This window comes from Kocuria salina (genome assembly GCF_013368965.1).
GTDB classification, from domain to species: Bacteria; Actinomycetota; Actinomycetes; order Actinomycetales; family Micrococcaceae; genus Kocuria; species Kocuria rosea.
This window is the reverse complement of the sequence record NZ_SSSF01000001.1, coordinates 375692-391255: the sequence shown is the minus strand read 5'-3', so window position 1 is coordinate 391255 and position 15564 is coordinate 375692. Positions and strand designations below refer to the sequence as shown.

15 protein-coding genes are annotated in these 15564 nt (G+C 73.2%); 10 read left to right on the top strand and 5 right to left on the bottom strand.

The genetic code is table 11. The features are described from left to right. Nucleotides 1-237 precede the first annotated feature (237 nt). Entirely contained in the window at nt 238-909 is a 672-nt protein-coding gene (locus E7Z53_RS01775; RefSeq protein ID WP_176337031.1) for a DNA alkylation repair protein, read from the top strand. 80 nt (nt 910-989) lie between these two features. Continuing rightward, a complete protein-coding gene (locus tag E7Z53_RS01770; protein WP_176337030.1) occupies nt 990-2207 on the top strand; it encodes an MFS transporter in 1218 nt (405 codons plus the stop codon). On the opposite strand, the gene E7Z53_RS01765 is transcribed toward E7Z53_RS01770, so the two are convergent. Together E7Z53_RS01765 and E7Z53_RS01760 are read right to left on the bottom strand one after the other, a co-directional pair. Next, nucleotides 2202-2750, bottom strand: coding sequence for a hypothetical protein (locus E7Z53_RS01765; protein WP_176337029.1), 549 nt, complete (start codon nt 2748-2750; stop codon nt 2202-2204). The genes E7Z53_RS01770 and E7Z53_RS01765 overlap by 6 nt on opposite strands. 233 nt (nt 2751-2983) lie before the next feature. Next, on the bottom strand, nt 2984-3796 hold the full coding sequence (locus E7Z53_RS01760; RefSeq protein WP_176337028.1) for a CPBP family intramembrane glutamic endopeptidase: 813 nt from the start codon (nt 3794-3796) through the stop codon (nt 2984-2986). Between the two features lie 294 nt (nt 3797-4090). On the opposite strand from E7Z53_RS01760, the gene E7Z53_RS01755 reads away from it, so the two are divergent. After that, nucleotides 4091-4648, top strand: coding sequence for a dihydrofolate reductase family protein (locus E7Z53_RS01755; protein ID WP_176337027.1), 558 nt, complete (start codon nt 4091-4093; stop codon nt 4646-4648). Between the two features lie 25 nt (nt 4649-4673). On the opposite strand, the gene E7Z53_RS01750 is transcribed toward E7Z53_RS01755, so the two are convergent. Continuing rightward, nucleotides 4674-7310: an AAA family ATPase gene (locus E7Z53_RS01750; RefSeq protein WP_176337026.1), complete on the bottom strand. Its 2637-nt coding sequence runs from the start codon at nt 7308-7310 to the stop codon at nt 4674-4676. Then, entirely contained in the window at nt 7307-8446 is a 1140-nt protein-coding gene (locus tag E7Z53_RS01745) for a metallophosphoesterase family protein (protein ID WP_176337025.1), read from the bottom strand. The genes E7Z53_RS01750 and E7Z53_RS01745 overlap by 4 nt, the downstream gene beginning before the upstream one ends. A 107-nt stretch (nt 8447-8553) precedes the next feature. On the opposite strand from E7Z53_RS01745, the gene E7Z53_RS01740 reads away from it, so the two are divergent. The 7 genes from E7Z53_RS01740 to E7Z53_RS20080 all read left to right on the top strand — a co-directional run bounded on the left by E7Z53_RS01740 (nt 8554) and on the right by E7Z53_RS20080 (nt 14338). Beyond that, nucleotides 8554-9207 carry a maleylpyruvate isomerase family mycothiol-dependent enzyme gene (locus E7Z53_RS01740; RefSeq protein ID WP_176337024.1) on the top strand — a complete coding sequence of 218 codons (654 nt, stop codon included), beginning with the start codon at nt 8554-8556 and terminating at the stop codon, nt 9205-9207. A gap of 192 nt (nt 9208-9399) precedes the next feature. Further along, nucleotides 9400-10038: an HD domain-containing protein gene (locus E7Z53_RS01735; protein ID WP_176337023.1), complete on the top strand. Its 639-nt coding sequence runs from the start codon at nt 9400-9402 to the stop codon at nt 10036-10038. Beyond that, nucleotides 10035-11051, top strand: coding sequence for a GlxA family transcriptional regulator (locus E7Z53_RS01730; RefSeq protein ID WP_369597938.1), 1017 nt, complete (start codon nt 10035-10037; stop codon nt 11049-11051). The genes E7Z53_RS01735 and E7Z53_RS01730 overlap by 4 nt, the downstream gene beginning before the upstream one ends. Before the next feature lie 105 nt (nt 11052-11156). After that, the gene (locus E7Z53_RS01725) at nt 11157-11567 is read left to right on the top strand and encodes a VOC family protein (protein ID WP_176337022.1); all 411 of its coding nucleotides are present in this window, start codon (nt 11157-11159) and stop codon (nt 11565-11567) included. Between the two features lie 84 nt (nt 11568-11651). Beyond that, nucleotides 11652-12782 (top strand): AAA family ATPase, encoded by a 1131-nt coding sequence (locus E7Z53_RS01720; RefSeq protein ID WP_369597937.1) that lies wholly within the window; start codon nt 11652-11654, stop codon nt 12780-12782. A 181-nt stretch (nt 12783-12963) separates the two neighbouring features. Continuing rightward, nucleotides 12964-13584: an excalibur calcium-binding domain-containing protein gene (locus E7Z53_RS01710; RefSeq protein WP_176475273.1), complete on the top strand. Its 621-nt coding sequence runs from the start codon at nt 12964-12966 to the stop codon at nt 13582-13584. A gap of 298 nt (nt 13585-13882) precedes the next feature. Continuing rightward, entirely contained in the window at nt 13883-14338 is a 456-nt protein-coding gene (locus E7Z53_RS20080) for a class F sortase (protein ID WP_255219360.1), read from the top strand. Between the two features lie 37 nt (nt 14339-14375). On the opposite strand, the gene E7Z53_RS01700 is transcribed toward E7Z53_RS20080, so the two are convergent. After that, nucleotides 14376-15443 carry a GAF domain-containing protein gene (locus E7Z53_RS01700; protein WP_176337020.1) on the bottom strand — a complete coding sequence of 356 codons (1068 nt, stop codon included), beginning with the start codon at nt 15441-15443 and terminating at the stop codon, nt 14376-14378. Nucleotides 15444-15564: the final 121 nt, after the last annotated feature.

Genomic DNA, 15564 nt, shown 5'->3' with positions numbered 1-15564 from the left:
GGCACGGTGCGGCGGAGCCCTGGGGGAGGGCGTCCCGGCTACCCGGGACAGCCTAGGGGCGTGCGGCCTGGCCACGGCGGCTATCGCGCCTGGTGGGAGGGGTGTGCCGACCGGGGAGCGGGCCCTTGGATGGCCGGCCGGCGCGCCGTGCCCGCCGAGATGGACGACGACGCCTCCGGCCACGGGCCTCGCTCTCCTCGTAGGCTGGATCGCATCCGAGACGGGCAGGAGGCCGAGGTGGCCGAGACAACGGTGGACGACGTGCTGGCCGAGCTGGCCGCGCTCGAGGACCCCAGGGTGCGCGCGGTGAACGAGCGGCACGGCGACAACCACGGGGTGAACCTGACTAGGCTGCGGGCGGTCGCGAAGCGCCTCAAGACGCAGCAGGACCTCGCGCGTCAGCTCTGGGAGACCGGGGATACCGCGGCGAGACTGCTGGCACTTCTACTCTGCCGGCCGAAAGCTTTCGAACGGAACGAGCTGGACGCCATGGTGCGCGAGGCGCGCACCCCCAAGGTCCAGGACTGGCTCGTGAACTACGTGGTGAAAAAGAGCCCGCATGCCGAGGAGCTGCGCGTGGCGTGGTTCGCCGATCCGGATCCCGCGGTCGCGAGCGCCGGCTGGGCGCTGACCACCGAGCGCGTGGTGAAGAAGCCCGAGGGCCTGGACCTGGCTGGACTGCTCGACGTCGTCGAGGCGCAGATGGGAGATGCCCCGGAGCGCCTGCAGTGGGCGATGAACACCTGCCTGGCGCAGATCGGGATCGAGCACCCGGAGCACCGGACCCGGGCTCTCGAGATCGGCGAGCGCCTGGAGGTGCTCAAGGACTACCCGACACCGCCGAACTGCACGTCCCCGTACGCGCCCGTCTGGATCGCCGAGATGGTGCGCCGACAGGCCGCTCCGTAGCAGCACCGGCCCGCGGTGGGGCTAGCGTGAGGTGAGCGCGGTCACGCCGCGCACTCCCGTCCCGCCGTGAAAGGCCCTGCATGTTCCTCCGCTCCGGCGCCGCGCCCCGCCGTCGTCCCGTGCTGCCCGCCCGTGCGGCGTTCTGGGTGCAGGCGTCCGTGCTGGTGGTGGTCATGGCCGCCTCGAGTGCGCCCAGTCCGCTGTACCCGCTGTACCAGGACCTGTGGGGCTTCCCGCCGGTCGTGCTGACCGTCATCTTCGCCGCGTACGTGGTGTCCCTGCTCGCCGCGCTGCTCACGGTGGGGGCGCTGTCCGACCACCTGGGGCGCCGGCCGGTGCTGCTGGCCGCCCTGGCCCTGGAGATCGCCGCGATGCTGGTATTCGTGCTGGCGGACAGCGAGGCGACCCTGGTGGTGGCACGGCTGGTCCAGGGCGTGGCGACCGGCACCGCGACCGGGGCGCTGGGCGCCTACGTGATCGAGCTCGAACCGGAGGGCCGACGAGGGCTGGGGACCGTGATCACCGGGGCGGGGCCGGTACTGGGACTGGCCGGGGGAGCGGTGGCCTCGAGCCTCATCGTCGCGGCCGCCCCGCAGATGATCGACCTCATCTTCCTCGTGCTGCTGGGGCTGCTCGTGCTGCAGGCCGTGGGAACGGCGCTCGGCCCCGAGACCGTGGAGCGCGCCCCCGGGGCGCTGGCCTCGCTGCGCCCGCGCGTCTCCTTCCCGCCGCAGGTGCGCCGCTCGGCGGTGTGGGTGCTGCCCGCCACGGCCGCGTGCTGGTCCCTGGGCGGTCTGATCATCTCCCTGGGGCCCAACCTGGTCCGCTCGCTGACCGGGGCGGACTCCGTGGTCCTCACCGGACTGGTGGTCGCGGCACTGACGGGCACCGGCGGGATCGCGATCCTCCTGTTTGGCCGGACGGCGCCGGAGCGGGTGCTCGCCGTGGGCATGAGCGTCCTGGTGGTGGGCATGGCCGCCACGATCGCCGCGCTCGTCGTCGGATCCGTGGGGCTGTACTTCACCGCGACCGTGGTGGCCGGCGTCGGCTTCGGCGCCGGCTTCCTCGGGGTGCTGCGCACGCTCCTGCCTCAGGCGGCACCGCACGAGCGGGCGGGACTGCTCTCGGCGATCTACGTGGTCAGCTATCTCTCCCACAGCATCCCGGCGGTGGCGGCCGGTGCCGTCGCGGGCGAGGTCGGCCTGGTGCCCACGGCGATCGGCTACGCGGGCATGGTCCTGCTGCTGGCCGTGGTCGTGCTCCTCGGCCTCCTGCGGAACCGCACGCGCCGCTCATGACCTCCGGCGGTGGTGGAGCACGAGCAGCCGCGCGTAGCCGTCCGTGAGGTGGTCGATGAGATCCACCTTCAGGTACTCGTGCTCCGAGATCCGGCGCACGGTGTGCAGGGAGATCCCGTCGTACTGCACGGGGTGGGGCAGCTCGCCCCGCCCGCCGGGAGGCTCCACGTCCAGCCGCCACGCGTCCAGGTCCTTCTGGGGTGTGGGGTCGTGCAGCGGCGTGCGGGTCCACAGCCGGCCGTCCGTGCCGACGACGAGGCCGCGGACGACGTGCCACCCATAGCCGCACGCGACCCGGGAAAACGCGTGGCCGACCAGGGGATAGGACCTGGCGCCGCGGGGGACGTGCACGAGCTTGGCCGGCTTCAGGCCCTCTCTGCGCAGCAGGTCGCTCGCCTCGACCCCGACCTTCCGCACCTCGTCCAGGGCCCGTTCCAGGCCGGTCTCGCGTGCACCGCGGTCGTGCGGGGTACGGCGGCGCGGCTGCGGCTCGTGCGGTGCCCGGGCGGCAGCGCGGGTGCGCCGTTCGTCCTCGATGCTCATGCCAGCCCCTTGTCTCGGTGGCCTCGATTCTATGTGGGCCACATCACTCACGGGGTATTTCCGACGGGGGCGGTGCGCGTGGTCCTCCGCCGGATCTCGCGTCGGTCGCCGCCGGTGCCGAGGGTAGACGTCCGGTCCGGTCACCCCGGGCCGTCGACCGAGGTTCCCGGGCCGGGGCTGCGCGGTGCTGTCCACTCGGCGGCCGCGCGGCGTTCGGCGTCCCGGCCGAGGGGTCACGTACCCCGGCCTCGGACGCGGCGCTCCAGCGCCACTAGGAGCGTGAGCAGGACGACCGCCACCAGGACCTGCCACTCGCCCTCGACCGCTCCGAGGCTTCCGGCGGCGTTCCAGGAGGCGTGCTGGATGCCGATGGCCAGCACGCTGCCGCCCGTGTCCAGCAGGTGCATGCCCAGCAGGTACCGGTAGACGGGAACGAGCAGGAAGAGCAGCGCGAGGTTCCTGGCGGTCTCCGCGCTCCAGCCCTCGGCCAGGTACAGCGGCAGGTGGATCGCGGCGAACGGCAGGCCGGTGAGCAGCGCGGCGATCAGCAGTCCGTGCCGGGCGATCAGCCGGGACTGGAGGAACCCGCCCCAGGCGGTCTCCTCCCACAGGTTGAGCACCAGCGCCCCGTAGACCAGGGTGGCGAACAGGTACCACCCCGCCTCGGCCGCCCAGCCGGCCGGAGGGCTGCGCAAAGACCCGGTGGCCGCGGCCAGGACCAGGGTGAGCACCGGCATGCCCAGCAGGACCACGGCCCAGCGGGCTGCGCCGAAGCGCCAGGCGAAGGCCCGCCCCAGCAGCCGGCGGACCGCGCCCGGCCCGTCCGCCAGACGGGTCACCAGCAGGGCCCAGCCCAGCAGCGCGACGAAGTTCACGAACAGCAGGAACGGCTCCATCGGGGCCCCGGTGAGCGCGGGAACCGTCAGCGCCGTCCAGCCCAGGCCCAGGGACAGGACGAGGAACACCGTGACGGGCCGGCGCCGGGCCGGCGAACGATTCCGGGGACGGTGGCCGGTGTCCCGGGGGCCCGGGGCGGACGTGGTCATGGTGTTCCTCCCGGCCGGTGCATGCCGTCCGCACCCGGGGACGGGAGATCCTACCGCCGCGTGCGCGGGCGGTGCTGATCGTCGTCGTGGCGCGCCCTGGTGCGTGACTCTCACAGTGCGCGCGGGAAAGGACGGGAGCAAGGGGGAGCGGCCGGGGAGCACTTGTGTGTCGCCGCCAGCCGACCATGATGGAGAAGGCACGGCCACGCGCGGTCCGTCCGCAGCCGGACCGGGATCGCCTCCCGAGCCCGGAGATCCGATCGAGTGGTTGCCACGACGTACAGGAGGTCTCCGATGACCCGCACCGTCTTCTACACCGCCACCACCCTGGACGGCTACCTCGCCGACGAGCAGGACTCCCTGGAGTGGCTGTTCCGGCAGGACTCCGATCCCGAGGGCCCGTTCCGCTACGACGAGTTCATCGCCGGGATCGGGGCGGTCGTGATGGGCCGCACCACCTACGAGTGGGTCCGCGCGCACCTGCAGGCCTCCGGAGAGGACTGGCCCTACGACATGCCCACCTGGGTGGTCACCCACGCCGAGCTGCCAGGGATCACCGGGGCCGACCTCCGCTTCGCCCAGGGAGAGGTGGCACCGATCCACGCCGCCCTCGCGGAGGTCGCCGGCGGAAAGGACATCTGGGTCGTCGGCGGCGGCGACCTGGCCGCCCAGTTCGCCGAGGCCGGACTGCTGGACCAGCTGATGGTCTCCATCGCGCCGGTCACACTCGGGGCGGGCCGCCCGCTGTTCCCCCGCCGGTTCGACCTGGAGCTGAAGGACGTGGCCCGCAACCGCGCGTTCGTCTGCGCGACCTACCGCGTGGTGGGCCCGATGGCGCCCTCGGACGGATAACCGACCGCCTGAAGCCGGGCCCGGCTCACATCTCGATGCGGTGGGCCTCCCGCAGGTTCACGAAGCGCTCGGGGTTCGAGGTCAGCACGATCACCTGGGTCCGCTCCCCGGCGGTGGTGATGGCCGAGGCCAGCCGGCGGAGCCGCTGCGGGTCGGAGTGGCCCAGGGCGTCGTCGAGCAGCACCGGCACCCCGTCCTCCGGGTCCACGAGCAGGGCGGTGGCGAGCCGGATGAGGATCACCAGCTGCTCCTTGGCCCCGGTGGAGAGGGCGGAGAAGGGCAGCCAGTCGCCGTCGAGCTTGCGCTGCTCCACCTCCAGGGACCCGCTCACCTGGACCTCGAAGTCCGGGCCGTAGACCGACCTGCCGAGGTGCTCCACCTCGGTGCGGAACGGCTGGACGTACTGGGCGTGGGCGCGCTCGCGGTGCTCCAGCAGCGTCCGCTCCAGGAGCAGGGCGGCCTCGGCCCGCCGCTCGATCCCGGCGAGGTGGCGCCGGGCGGCCTCGAGCCGCGTCTCGGCCTGGTCGTGGGCCAGCTGCACCCGGTCCCGGCCCATGCCCTCGAGCCGGCCCGCCAGGGACTGGTGGCGGCCCCGTCGCTCGCCCAGCATCGTCTCGAGCCCCGTGATCTCGTCCGCGACGTGCTGCTGGTCGGCGAGCACCCGGTCCGCGTCGAGACCGGCGAGGGCCGCCTCGTGCTCGTCGATCTCCGCCTGGACCGATGCCAGCGCCTCGGCCGCCGCGGTGGCGGCACGATCCAGGTCCTCGTCCGGGGCCTCGCGGCGGGCGTCCTCGAGCCGGGCCCGGGAGCCGGCGAGGGCGCGTTCCTGCTCGAGCGCGGCGCCCTGGAGGGAGTGCAGCGTCGTCTGGGCGGACTGCAGGGCGGACCGGGCGGCTTCGGCAACGGCCTCGGCGTGGAGCGCGGCGTCCTCGGCGTCGTTGAGGGCGGCCTCGGCGGCCTCAACCGTTTCCTGGGCGGCACCGGCGGTCTCCGGCAGCGGAGCGCCGCGGTCGCGTCGGTCGCCGTACTGCTCGATCGCTGCGGCGAGGCGGTCCCGGTCGTCGCGCAGGCGGCTCTCGTCCTCGCCGTCGAGCAGCCGGTCGCGCTGGGCCACGGCCTCGCGCACCTGCTGCGCCAAATCCTGCGCGGCACGCCACTCGGTGCGGGCCGCGGCGACCGACTCGACCCCGTGTCGGGCCAGCAGCGCGGTGAACCGCTCGCGGGCCGTGCGGGCGGCGTCCCGGCGGGCCGCGATGCCCTGCTCCGGGAAGACCCGCAGCCGCCACTCGCCGGGGATCTCCACCTCGACCTCGTCCGTCACCGGGACGGACCACGGCTCCTCCGGGGCGATCTCCTCGGTGCTGTCGCCGCGAGTGATCGGGCGCGCGCGGCCCAGCGCGGTCAGCTCCACCCGGGCGCTGCCGGCCGCCAGCTCCGCCTCGGCCTTCTCCGCCGCCCGCTCGGCCCGCTCCAGCTCGTCCAGGACGTCCTCGTCGATCTCCGTGCCGGGACGGGACCGCAGCTCGGCCAGCTGCGCCCGGACCGCTTCGAGCGAGTCCAGGATCTCGAGCACGCGGCGGTGGCGCTCGACGTCGTCGAGGTGCTTCCGGTCCTCCCGGGCGGAGCGGTGGGCCGCCCGGGCCTCCTGCACGGCGGCCTGGGCCGCGGTCCGGCGCTCCTCGGCCTCCTCGGCGTGCTCCCGCACCGGGGCGAGCTCCTGCTCGCAGGACCGCAGGTCCTCGGCGAGTGCTGCGCTGCGCTCCTCGTCGGCGGTCAGCGCGGCCACGAGCTCCGCGCGGCGGGCCGAGCGCTCCCGGGCGCGGTCGAGCTCGCCCTGGGCGGCGTCCCGCCGGCGCTGGGCCTCCTGCCGCTGCCGCTGGACGGCCTCGATCTCCCCGGCGGCACGGTCCAGATCCGCCTTCTCCGCGCGGGCAGTCCCGAGCTTCCGGCCGGTGGCGGCGATCTCCTCGGTGAGCTCGGCGAGCTCCTCCTCGACCACCGCGATGCCCCGCAGCTCCTCGGCGGCCTCCGCGGCCGCGGTCCCGGCCGCACGGCAGTCGGTCTCGGCCTGGAGGTACTTGGCGTTCTTCTTCCGCGTCGAGGTCCAGTACCTGTCGCACTCCGCACTCACGCGTTCCAGGAGGGAGGCGACCTCGCGGTCGTCGCCCTGGGCCTGACCGGCGTGGCACTCCAGGGCCCGGCGCAGGGCCGCGCTGTCGGTGAGGGCGTTCTGGGTCAGCCCGCCGGCCTGCATGAAGCGCAAGGCCTTCCACAGCGCGGTGTCGGCCCCGCCCCACAGCTGCTCGGCGGCGTCGTGGGCCTCGCGGCTAGTGAGCTTGTGGCCGCTCCGGGGGCCCGAGATGTACTCCAGGGTGGTGGACGGCCGCTTCAGCCACTGCTTGGTGTAGACCACGCGATCGGTCCCGATCGAGAACTCCGCCTCCACCAGGACGGGCACGTCCCGGCCGGCGGGCTTGGCCTCGGCGATCTTCTTGTGCCGGCTGCTGTCCGGGAGCTCGATCAGCGCGTCCAGGGCGTCGATCATCGAGGTCTTGCCGATCTCGTTGCGGCCGGTCAGCACCACGACCCCGGCGTCGGGAAACTCGACCTCGCGGGCGGTCACGCCGCGGAAGTTCTCCAGCTTGAGACGGTGCAGCTTCATCGGGTCGGTCCTCCCACGAGGCGGTACAGGAGCCGGAGCGCGTCCCCGGCGGTAGGCGCGGACGCGGAGTCCGAGGCCGCCAGTTCGCGCAGATCGGTCACGGCGTCGGCGGCGTACCCGCCGACGTCCAGGTCCTCGAACTCGTGCTCGTCCGGGATCACCACCAGGTCGGTGTGCCGCTCCCACGCGTTGAGGCTCGCGAAGATCTCCGCCTGCTCCTCGAGCAGCCGGTCCAGCTCTGCGGACTCGGAGAGGTTGAGGGTGCCGGTGAAGACGGTCTTGAGGATGATCCGCTCCTTCGGGGTGAGGGCGGCGAGCTCGGCCCGCAGCGTCCCGACGTCGTCAGCGCCGTCGAGCTGCCGGGCGAGGACGCGGTGCTCCCACTGGCCCACCTCGTGGGAGGTGACCTCCACGGTGCTCCCGTCCAGCGCCACCTCGAGGACGTGGCCGCGGCCGTGCTCGCGGAAGCCCGTGGACTCGTGGGTGCCGGAGTAGTGGATCGCGCCGCGGTCGTCCTCGGGCCAGCGGATGTGCCGGTCGCCCAGCGCCACGTAGTGGATCGCCCCGCGGGCCAGCGCCTCGTCCAGGGGCGCCCGGCGCACGGTCACCTGAGAGGTACGGTCGGGGTCCAGCTCGTCGAGCATCCCGTGGCCGACGACGACGCGCAGCGTCCCGTCCGGTTCCAACCCTTCCAGGGCCGGGGCGACCGGGTCCGCGTCGGGCCGCTTGCTGCGCCAGGGCGCGGCCACGAGCTCGACGCCCTGGGCGACCGGCCAGGGGCCCACCTCGTCCAGGAGGACGACGTTGTCCGGTTTCGCGCCGACGAACGCGTCCTGGGCGTAGATCGACCCCGGACCGAGCGGGTCGTGGTTGCCCGGCAGCAGGTACACCGGCAGCCCCACCGAGCCCATGGCGTCCAGGGCGCGCCCGACGTCCCGACGGCTGAGATTGGCGTGCTCGAAGACGTCGCCGGCCACCACCACGAACGCGCATCCCCGGGCGCGGGCCAGCTCCCCGATGCGGCGGATCGTCTCGACCCGGTCGCCCGTGTACCGGGACTGGGCCTCGCCCTCGAGGTAGTGCCGGGTCATGCCGAGCTGCCAGTCGCTCGTGTGGAGGAATCGGATGCTCGTCATCGAGGCTCCTCGTGCGGTCGGGGGGTGCTCTCCCAGGGGGTGGGTCCAGTGCCACGCTATCGGGATCGGCGGACACCGAAGGCCCCGGCACCCCGGCGTGTGCTTCGATGGGGCTCATGGAGCCGAGCAACCGGAACGACCTGTGGGCTGCCATCCACGCCGAGCGCGCGCGCCTGGCCGAGGACCTGGCCGGCCTGGACGAGACGCAGTGGGCGGCGCCGTCCCTGTGCGAGCGGTGGACCGTGGAGGACGTCGTCGCGCACCTGACCGCGGCCGCGAGCATCGGCCGGCTCCGCTGGCTCCGGAGCGTGCTCGGCGCCCGCTTCGACTTCGACCTGCACAACCAGCGCCGCCTCGAGGAGCACCGGGGCGCCACCCCGGCCGAGACGCTCCAGCGGTTCCGGGCCGTGGCCGGCAGCACCGCGGCGCCCTCCAAGGACACGGCGGCGTGGCTGGCGGAGGTCGTGGTCCACGGCCAGGACGTCCGCCGCCCGCTGGGGCTGCCGCGCACGCCGCCGGTCGGGACCGTGACCGCGGTGGCGCGGTTCTACGCGAGCAAGGACTTCGCGGTGCCCAGCCGCAGCGCCGCCCAGGGCCTCCACCTGGTGGCCACCGACGGTCCGTTCGAGTCCGGCGCCGGGCCCCTGGTCAGCGGGCCCACCCTGGCGATCGTCATGGCGCTGGCCGGCCGCGCGGCGTACTGCGACGACCTGACCGGTGAGGGCATCTCGATCCTGCGGTCCCGCTGCTCGCCCGCCTGAGCGCGTTTCGCCGAGCGCGGGACACCGGCGGTGCCCATGGGGCGCGGGGTGGAGCCGTCCGGGATGTCCGGATCTGTGGGACGGTCGTCCGGTCGGACGCTGGGCATTCCGCCACCGGTGGGAGAGAGTGAGGAGAGGACCGGCCGCGTGCCGGTCCCGCACGACACCACGCACCCGAGCAGAGGAGACACCTTGGCCGAGACCATCGCCGGCATCACCGTTCCGGACTCCGCCCTCGTCCGCGAGACCACCGAGCTGGTCCGGCGGGCCGCCGACGAGAGCCTGTTCAACCACTCCCGCCGGGTCTTCCTCTTCGGCATGCTCAAGTCCGCCGCGCGTGGACTCGAGGTGGACCCGGAGCTCGCCTACGTGGGGGCGATGTTCCACGACCTCGGCCTCACCGACGATTACCGCACCCAGGACCAGCGCTTCGAGATCGACGGCGCGGCGGCGGCACAGGCGTTCCTGCGCGACCACGGCCGCTCCGCCGAGGAGGCGCGCAACGTGTGGCTGGCGATCGCCCTGTACACCACGCCGGCCATCCCGCTGCACCTAGAGCCCGAGGTCGCTGTGGTCACCCTCGGCGTCGAGACCGACGTGCTGGGCCTGGACCTGGACCAGATCTCCGAGGAGCACCGCGCCGAGGTCGTCGCCGCGCACCCCCGGCCGGACTTCAAGAACAAGATCCTCCGCGCGTTCTACGACGGCATGGCCGACCGGCCCGAGACCACCTTCGGCACCATGAACGACGACGTGCTCGCCCACTTCGACCCCGACTTCCACCGGGAGGACTTCGTGCGCATCATCCAGGAGAACGCCTGGCCCGAGTGAGCCCGAGCGCACCGGCGGTGGGGGAGAACGCGACCGTGACGACCGGTTCCCGGCGGGTGGTGTTCCTCGTGTTCGACGGCGTGAAGATGCTCGACGTCGCCGGCCCGGCCGAGGTGTTCGCCGAGGCCAACACCCTGGGCGCCGACTACGCGCTGAGCTACGCCTCGCCATCCGGGGAGCCGGTGCGCACGTCCGTCGGGGCCCTGCTGCCGGTGGACGCGCCCGTCGCCGAGCTGTCCGACGCCGACACGCTGATCGTCGCCGGCGGTGACGGCCTGGTCTCCGCGCCGCTGCCCGAGGAGCTCGTCGACGCCGTCCGCGCATCCGGGGCCCGGCCCCGGCGGCTGGTCTCCATCTGCACCGGGTCCTTCGTGCTCGCCGCCGCAGGGGTGCTCTCCGGTCGGCGGGCCACCACGCACTGGCGCCACGCCGAGCTCCTGGCGCGGGCGCACCCCGACGTCCGGGTGGAGCCGGACGCGCTGTTCGTCGAGGACAACGGGGTGTTCACCTCGGCCGGGGTCTCCGCCGGCATCGACCTGGCCCTTGCCCTCGTCGAGCGGGACCACGGGCCGGAGCTCGCCCGGGACGTCGCCCGCGGCCTAGTGATGTTCATGCAGCGCCCCGGCGGCCAGTCCCAGTTCTCCGCCCCGCTGCAGGCCCCGCCCCCGCGGACACCGGTGCTGCGCGCCGCCGTCGACCGGGTCTGCGCCCAGCCCGCCCTGGACCACAGCGCCGAGGCGCTGGCCGCCGCCGTCGGTGTCAGCTCCCGCCACCTCTCCCGGCTCTTCGCCGCCGAGCTGCAGAGCACCCCGGCCAAGTTCGTGGAACGCACCCGCCTGGACCACGCCAAGGGCCTCCTGGACGCCGGGCACAGCATCGCGGAGACCGCCCGCGCCGCCGGCTTCGGCAGCACCGAGACCCTGCGCCGGACGTTCGTGGCCCGGTTCGACGTCTCGCCCAGCCAGTACCGCGACCGCTTCGCCAGCACCGGCACTGAGGACCGGCCCCGCTGAACGGTGCCGCACACCGTGCACCGCAACGGGGCGGTCACATCGTTGTGCCGATCGGAGGGCGGGGGGAGCATGGAGACCCGGCCCGCCGAAGCTCCAGGAGTTCCCGTGGCGTACAAGTTCTTCCCCCACATCCCCGTCGCCGACCTGGAGCGCTCGCGGTCCTTCTACCAGGCCCTGGGCTGGCGGACGGCCCCCGGCATGGCCGAGGGGCACAGCCTGATCCTGGACCTCGGGGAGGACTTCGGGGTCACGCTCGTCGAGCGGCGGTTCATGCAGCAGGCCGTCGGCGAGGGCCAGGAGCTCGCGGATCCCCTTCGTACGGTGAGCGGCAGCTTTGCCCTGCTCGTCGACATCCCCGAGGAGGTCGACGCCCTGGTCGAGCGGGCGGTCGCCGCCGGTGCCACCGCGGGGCACCGCAAGGATGACAGCTACACGAGCCACCGGGTGTTCGCCGACCTGGACGGCCACCGGTGGAACATCGTGTGGGCGGACCCCATCGTGACGGCCCGGGACTGAGGCATGATCCGTTCTGGGGAGCAGTACGTTGGAGACGTCAGATTCACAAGATTCACAAGATTCACCGACATTCACAGGGGCAGCGTGGAGAATCCTTTTCGTCCCACGGCCGGGGCCTCCCCGCCCGAGATCATCGGCCGGGCCGGAGTCCTGGACGAGTTCGCCTACGGACTGCGTCTCCGTTCGGGAGCACCCGGACTGCTGACCATCTTCACGGGGGCCCGGGGAGTGGGCAAGACCGTGATGCTGGGCGCAGCCGAGGACCTGGCCCGGGCCGAGGGCTGGGCCATCGTGTCCGAGACGGCGACACGGGGATTCATGGGCCGCATCGGCAACTCGATGCGTCGGCTGGCCGACGAGCTCGGCAGCGGACCCCAGGGCCGGCGGCTCACGTCCGTCACAGCGGCGGGCTTCGGCTTCACCACTCAGCTGCCACCACACCAGCAGCTGGAGTGGCGCGAAGAGGGGCTGCGACTGCTGCGGCTGTTGGAGGAGCAGCGGACGGGACTGCTCATCACCGTGGACGAAATCCATGCCGCAGACCGCCAGCAGATCGCCCAGCTGGCCGCGGACGTGCAGCACTTCATCCGGGCGGACCTGCCCATCGGTCTGCTCTTCGCCGGCCTGCCGGCGGCCGTGTCGGACCTGCTGAACGAGGGGGTGGCCACATTCCTCCGCCGCGCCGACCGGATCGACCTGCACGCGGCCGCGGTCGGCGAGGTCCAGCAGTCCTACCTGGAGACCTTCGCGGCGGGCGGCTTCGTCCTCGACGACGATCAAGCCCGCCGTGCCGCCGAGGCCACCGGAGGCTATCCCTTCCTGATCCAGCTGGTGGGGTACTTCCTGTGGCAGGAGGCGGAGAAGGTCTCCGCCGCGCTCACGGACGAGATGGTGGACCACGCCGTGACCGCCGCTCGCCGCCGGAACGAGCGCGTGGTCATCGAGGCGGCGCTCTCGACGGCCTCCCCGCGCGATCTCGACGTCCTCCGGGCCATGGCCGAGGACGACGGCCCGTCCACCGCCGGGGACATCGGCGCCCGGATCGGGGCCCGGCCGAACACCGTCGGCAACTACAGGACCCGGCTCATCGACGCCGGGCTGATCGAGCCCGCGGGGTACGGGCGGGTCCGCTTCGCCATTCCCGGGCTGCGCGAGCACCTGCGACAGCCCCCGCACCAGGACGCCCGGGGTGCCGAGAATCCGCGTGTCCCCTAATCAGGGGATAGGAGACAGCCCTAAAGCGGTGAGACGACATCGGTTCTCGTCATGAAACCAGTGTTTTCCGTGGCCAGCGACCGATTATGGGCCTTTGACCACCTCATTGCCCTGGTGGGTGATCACCCTTCTTATGATGCACAGACAACGAATTACGTGTGCACACACTTGGAGGATCAGCATGAAGAAGACCGCAGCAGCAGTGGCCGCACTGGCCGTCGCCGGGTTCACGGGACTGTCGATGGCCCCGGCCTCGGCGCAGATGTTCCAGAACTGCAAGGCGGCGAACAACGCCGGTTACTACAACATCCCTGCCTCGTCCGCCGCTTACAGTCCCGACCTTGACGGCAACAGCGACGGCGTGGCGTGCGAGGGCGGCGGCACCACGGTCTACATCTCCCCGACGGTCGACACGCCGGTCGCGCCGGACACGTCCGACGTCGTGCAGAACACCGCCGTGTTCGACAACTGCACCGAGGCTCGCGCGGCCGGCCGGGTCAACATCCCCGCCGGTGATCCCGCGTACGGCCTGCACCTCGACGCCGACCGTGACGGCTTCGGCTGCGACGCCGACGGTACCGACGACGGCGTGCAGTACCAGGAGATCATCGACCGGGTGCCGGCGGACTGGGCCGACGGCGGACAGGGCTACGACCAGGTCGGCCAGGTGCCCGCCGGCGGTGCCGACACCGGTGTCGAGGGCGAGTCCGCCGTGCCGGGTCTCGTGCTCGCGGGCGGTCTGACCGTGATGGCGGCCGCCGGTGCGACCGTCGTGGCCCGCCGCCGCGCCACCCAGGGCTGAGCCGATAGCAGGTCCGCGACAGCGGGGTAGGTTCGTGCCCGTGCTGATGTTCTCCCGCGACCGCCGCAACAGCTTCCTCGCTGCTGCGGCGGTCGCTGCCCTGCTGCTCGCCGGGTGCGCCCAGGAATCGCCGGCTGAACCCGGAGCGGGCGCGGCCGGTCCGGCGTCGTCGTCCTCCTCGTCCGTGCCTTCGCCCAGGGCGACACCGTCGGCGGGGACGACCTCCGCGCCCGCCTCCGCCCCGACACCCAGGACGACAAGTGGGCCGACGGGTGAGCCGACAAGCGGCCCGCGGCCCATGACGGAATCGGAGCCGCTCTCGGTCGACATCCCCGCCCTCGGTCTCGGCTCCGAGCTGCTGCACCTGGGCCTGCGGGGGGACGGCACGCTGGACGTGCCACCCGGCGATCCGGGCTCTCCCGCGTCCTGGTACGACCAGTCGCCCACACCGGGAGAGCAGGGGCCGGCGATCCTGCTAGGCCACGTCAACGCGACCGACGGCGGCCCCGGCGTCTTCGCCGGCCTGCGCGACCTGGTGCCGGGGGACACCGTCGAGGTGGTCCGGGCGGACGGCTCCACCGCCGTGTTCGCCGTGGATCGCGCCGAGCAGTACTCGAAGGACACCTTCGACACCCGTGCGGTCTACGGGAACACCGAAGGCCCCGAGCTTCGGCTCATCACCTGCGACGGCTACAACCTCTTCACCGGCGAGTTCGACGACAACTACGTCGTCTTTGCGACGCTCATCGGCTGAACCGCGCATCCCTGCCGAGTGCAGCGCCCGCCCCGGCTCATCCGCGCCGGTAGGCGTGGCCCATCTCGGTGTGGGACCAGCGGGTCTCGATCCGGGCGTCGCCGCTGCGCCGCACGGCCTCGGCGGTCTCCCGGTCCAGCTCGGAGCGCCACTCCTCGATGGTGAGCAGGTCCGAGGAGCGCAGCAGCGGCTGCCGGTAGATGTTCAGGGCCCGGGTCACCTCGCCCTGCTCGAGGGCGGTCCGCAGCTGCAGGACGTCGCTGGTGACGGCGGACGGATCGGCGAAACGATAGGGGCCGGTGGTGATCACCGCCCCGAGCCGGCGGCGGACCCGGTGGATCTCCGTGCGGACCGTGCCGGGGGTGCCGTGCTCGCCGTAGAGCTCATAGGCCATCTCCTCGGCGCTCCACCCGCGCTCGCGCAGGCTGAGCAGCGCGAGGATCTCCGCCGAGCGCGTCGGCAGGGGGAACCAGTCCCCGCCGCCCACCCGGGCCGCGGCCGGCTCGGCGAGCAGGCGCAGCTCCAGGGACGGCGTGCCGGTCGTGCCGGCGGGGTGTCGTGAGGCCGTATGGGCGGCGAGCAGCGTCTCGACGACGCGCGCGGCCGAGCGGACCAGGGCCCTGGTGTCCGGGGTGGCGGTGCCCCGCGGCCCGGACAGGTCGATGACGCCGAGCACCTCCCCGCTGCCCGGGTGGCGCACCGGGGCGGACGTGCAGTCCCAGGCGCTGTGGGACCGGGCGAAGTGCTCCGTGCCCCGCAGCTCCTCCGCGGCCCCGCTGCGCAGCGCCTGGGCGATCGCGTTGGTGCCCACGCCGTGCTCGTCCCAGCCGGCGCCCTCGACGAAGCCGAGCCCGTCGGCGCGTCCCAGCGGCGAGCGTCCCCCGCGCCGCCACAGCACGGTGCCGTCGGGGCCCGTGAGGACGGCGACCCGGGCCTCGGCGGCATCACGGACGACGCCCAGGAGGTCGGCGACGACGTCGACGTGCGCCCCCAGTGGGGAGAGTGCGCGCAGCTGCTCGACCTCGTGGTCCGGGAGCACCTCCCGCGGGCCGTCCAGGTCGCGGGACATGCCCCGGGCGGCGCACCGCTCCCACGCCGAACGCACCCGTTCCGGTGTCCTCGCCGATCCGCAGCTGTCCACAGCGCGCTCCTCCGTCCTCTGCGCCTGTCCTGACGTCACCGGGCCCGTCACGGCGTCCGTCCTGACGTCACCGGGCCCGTCACGG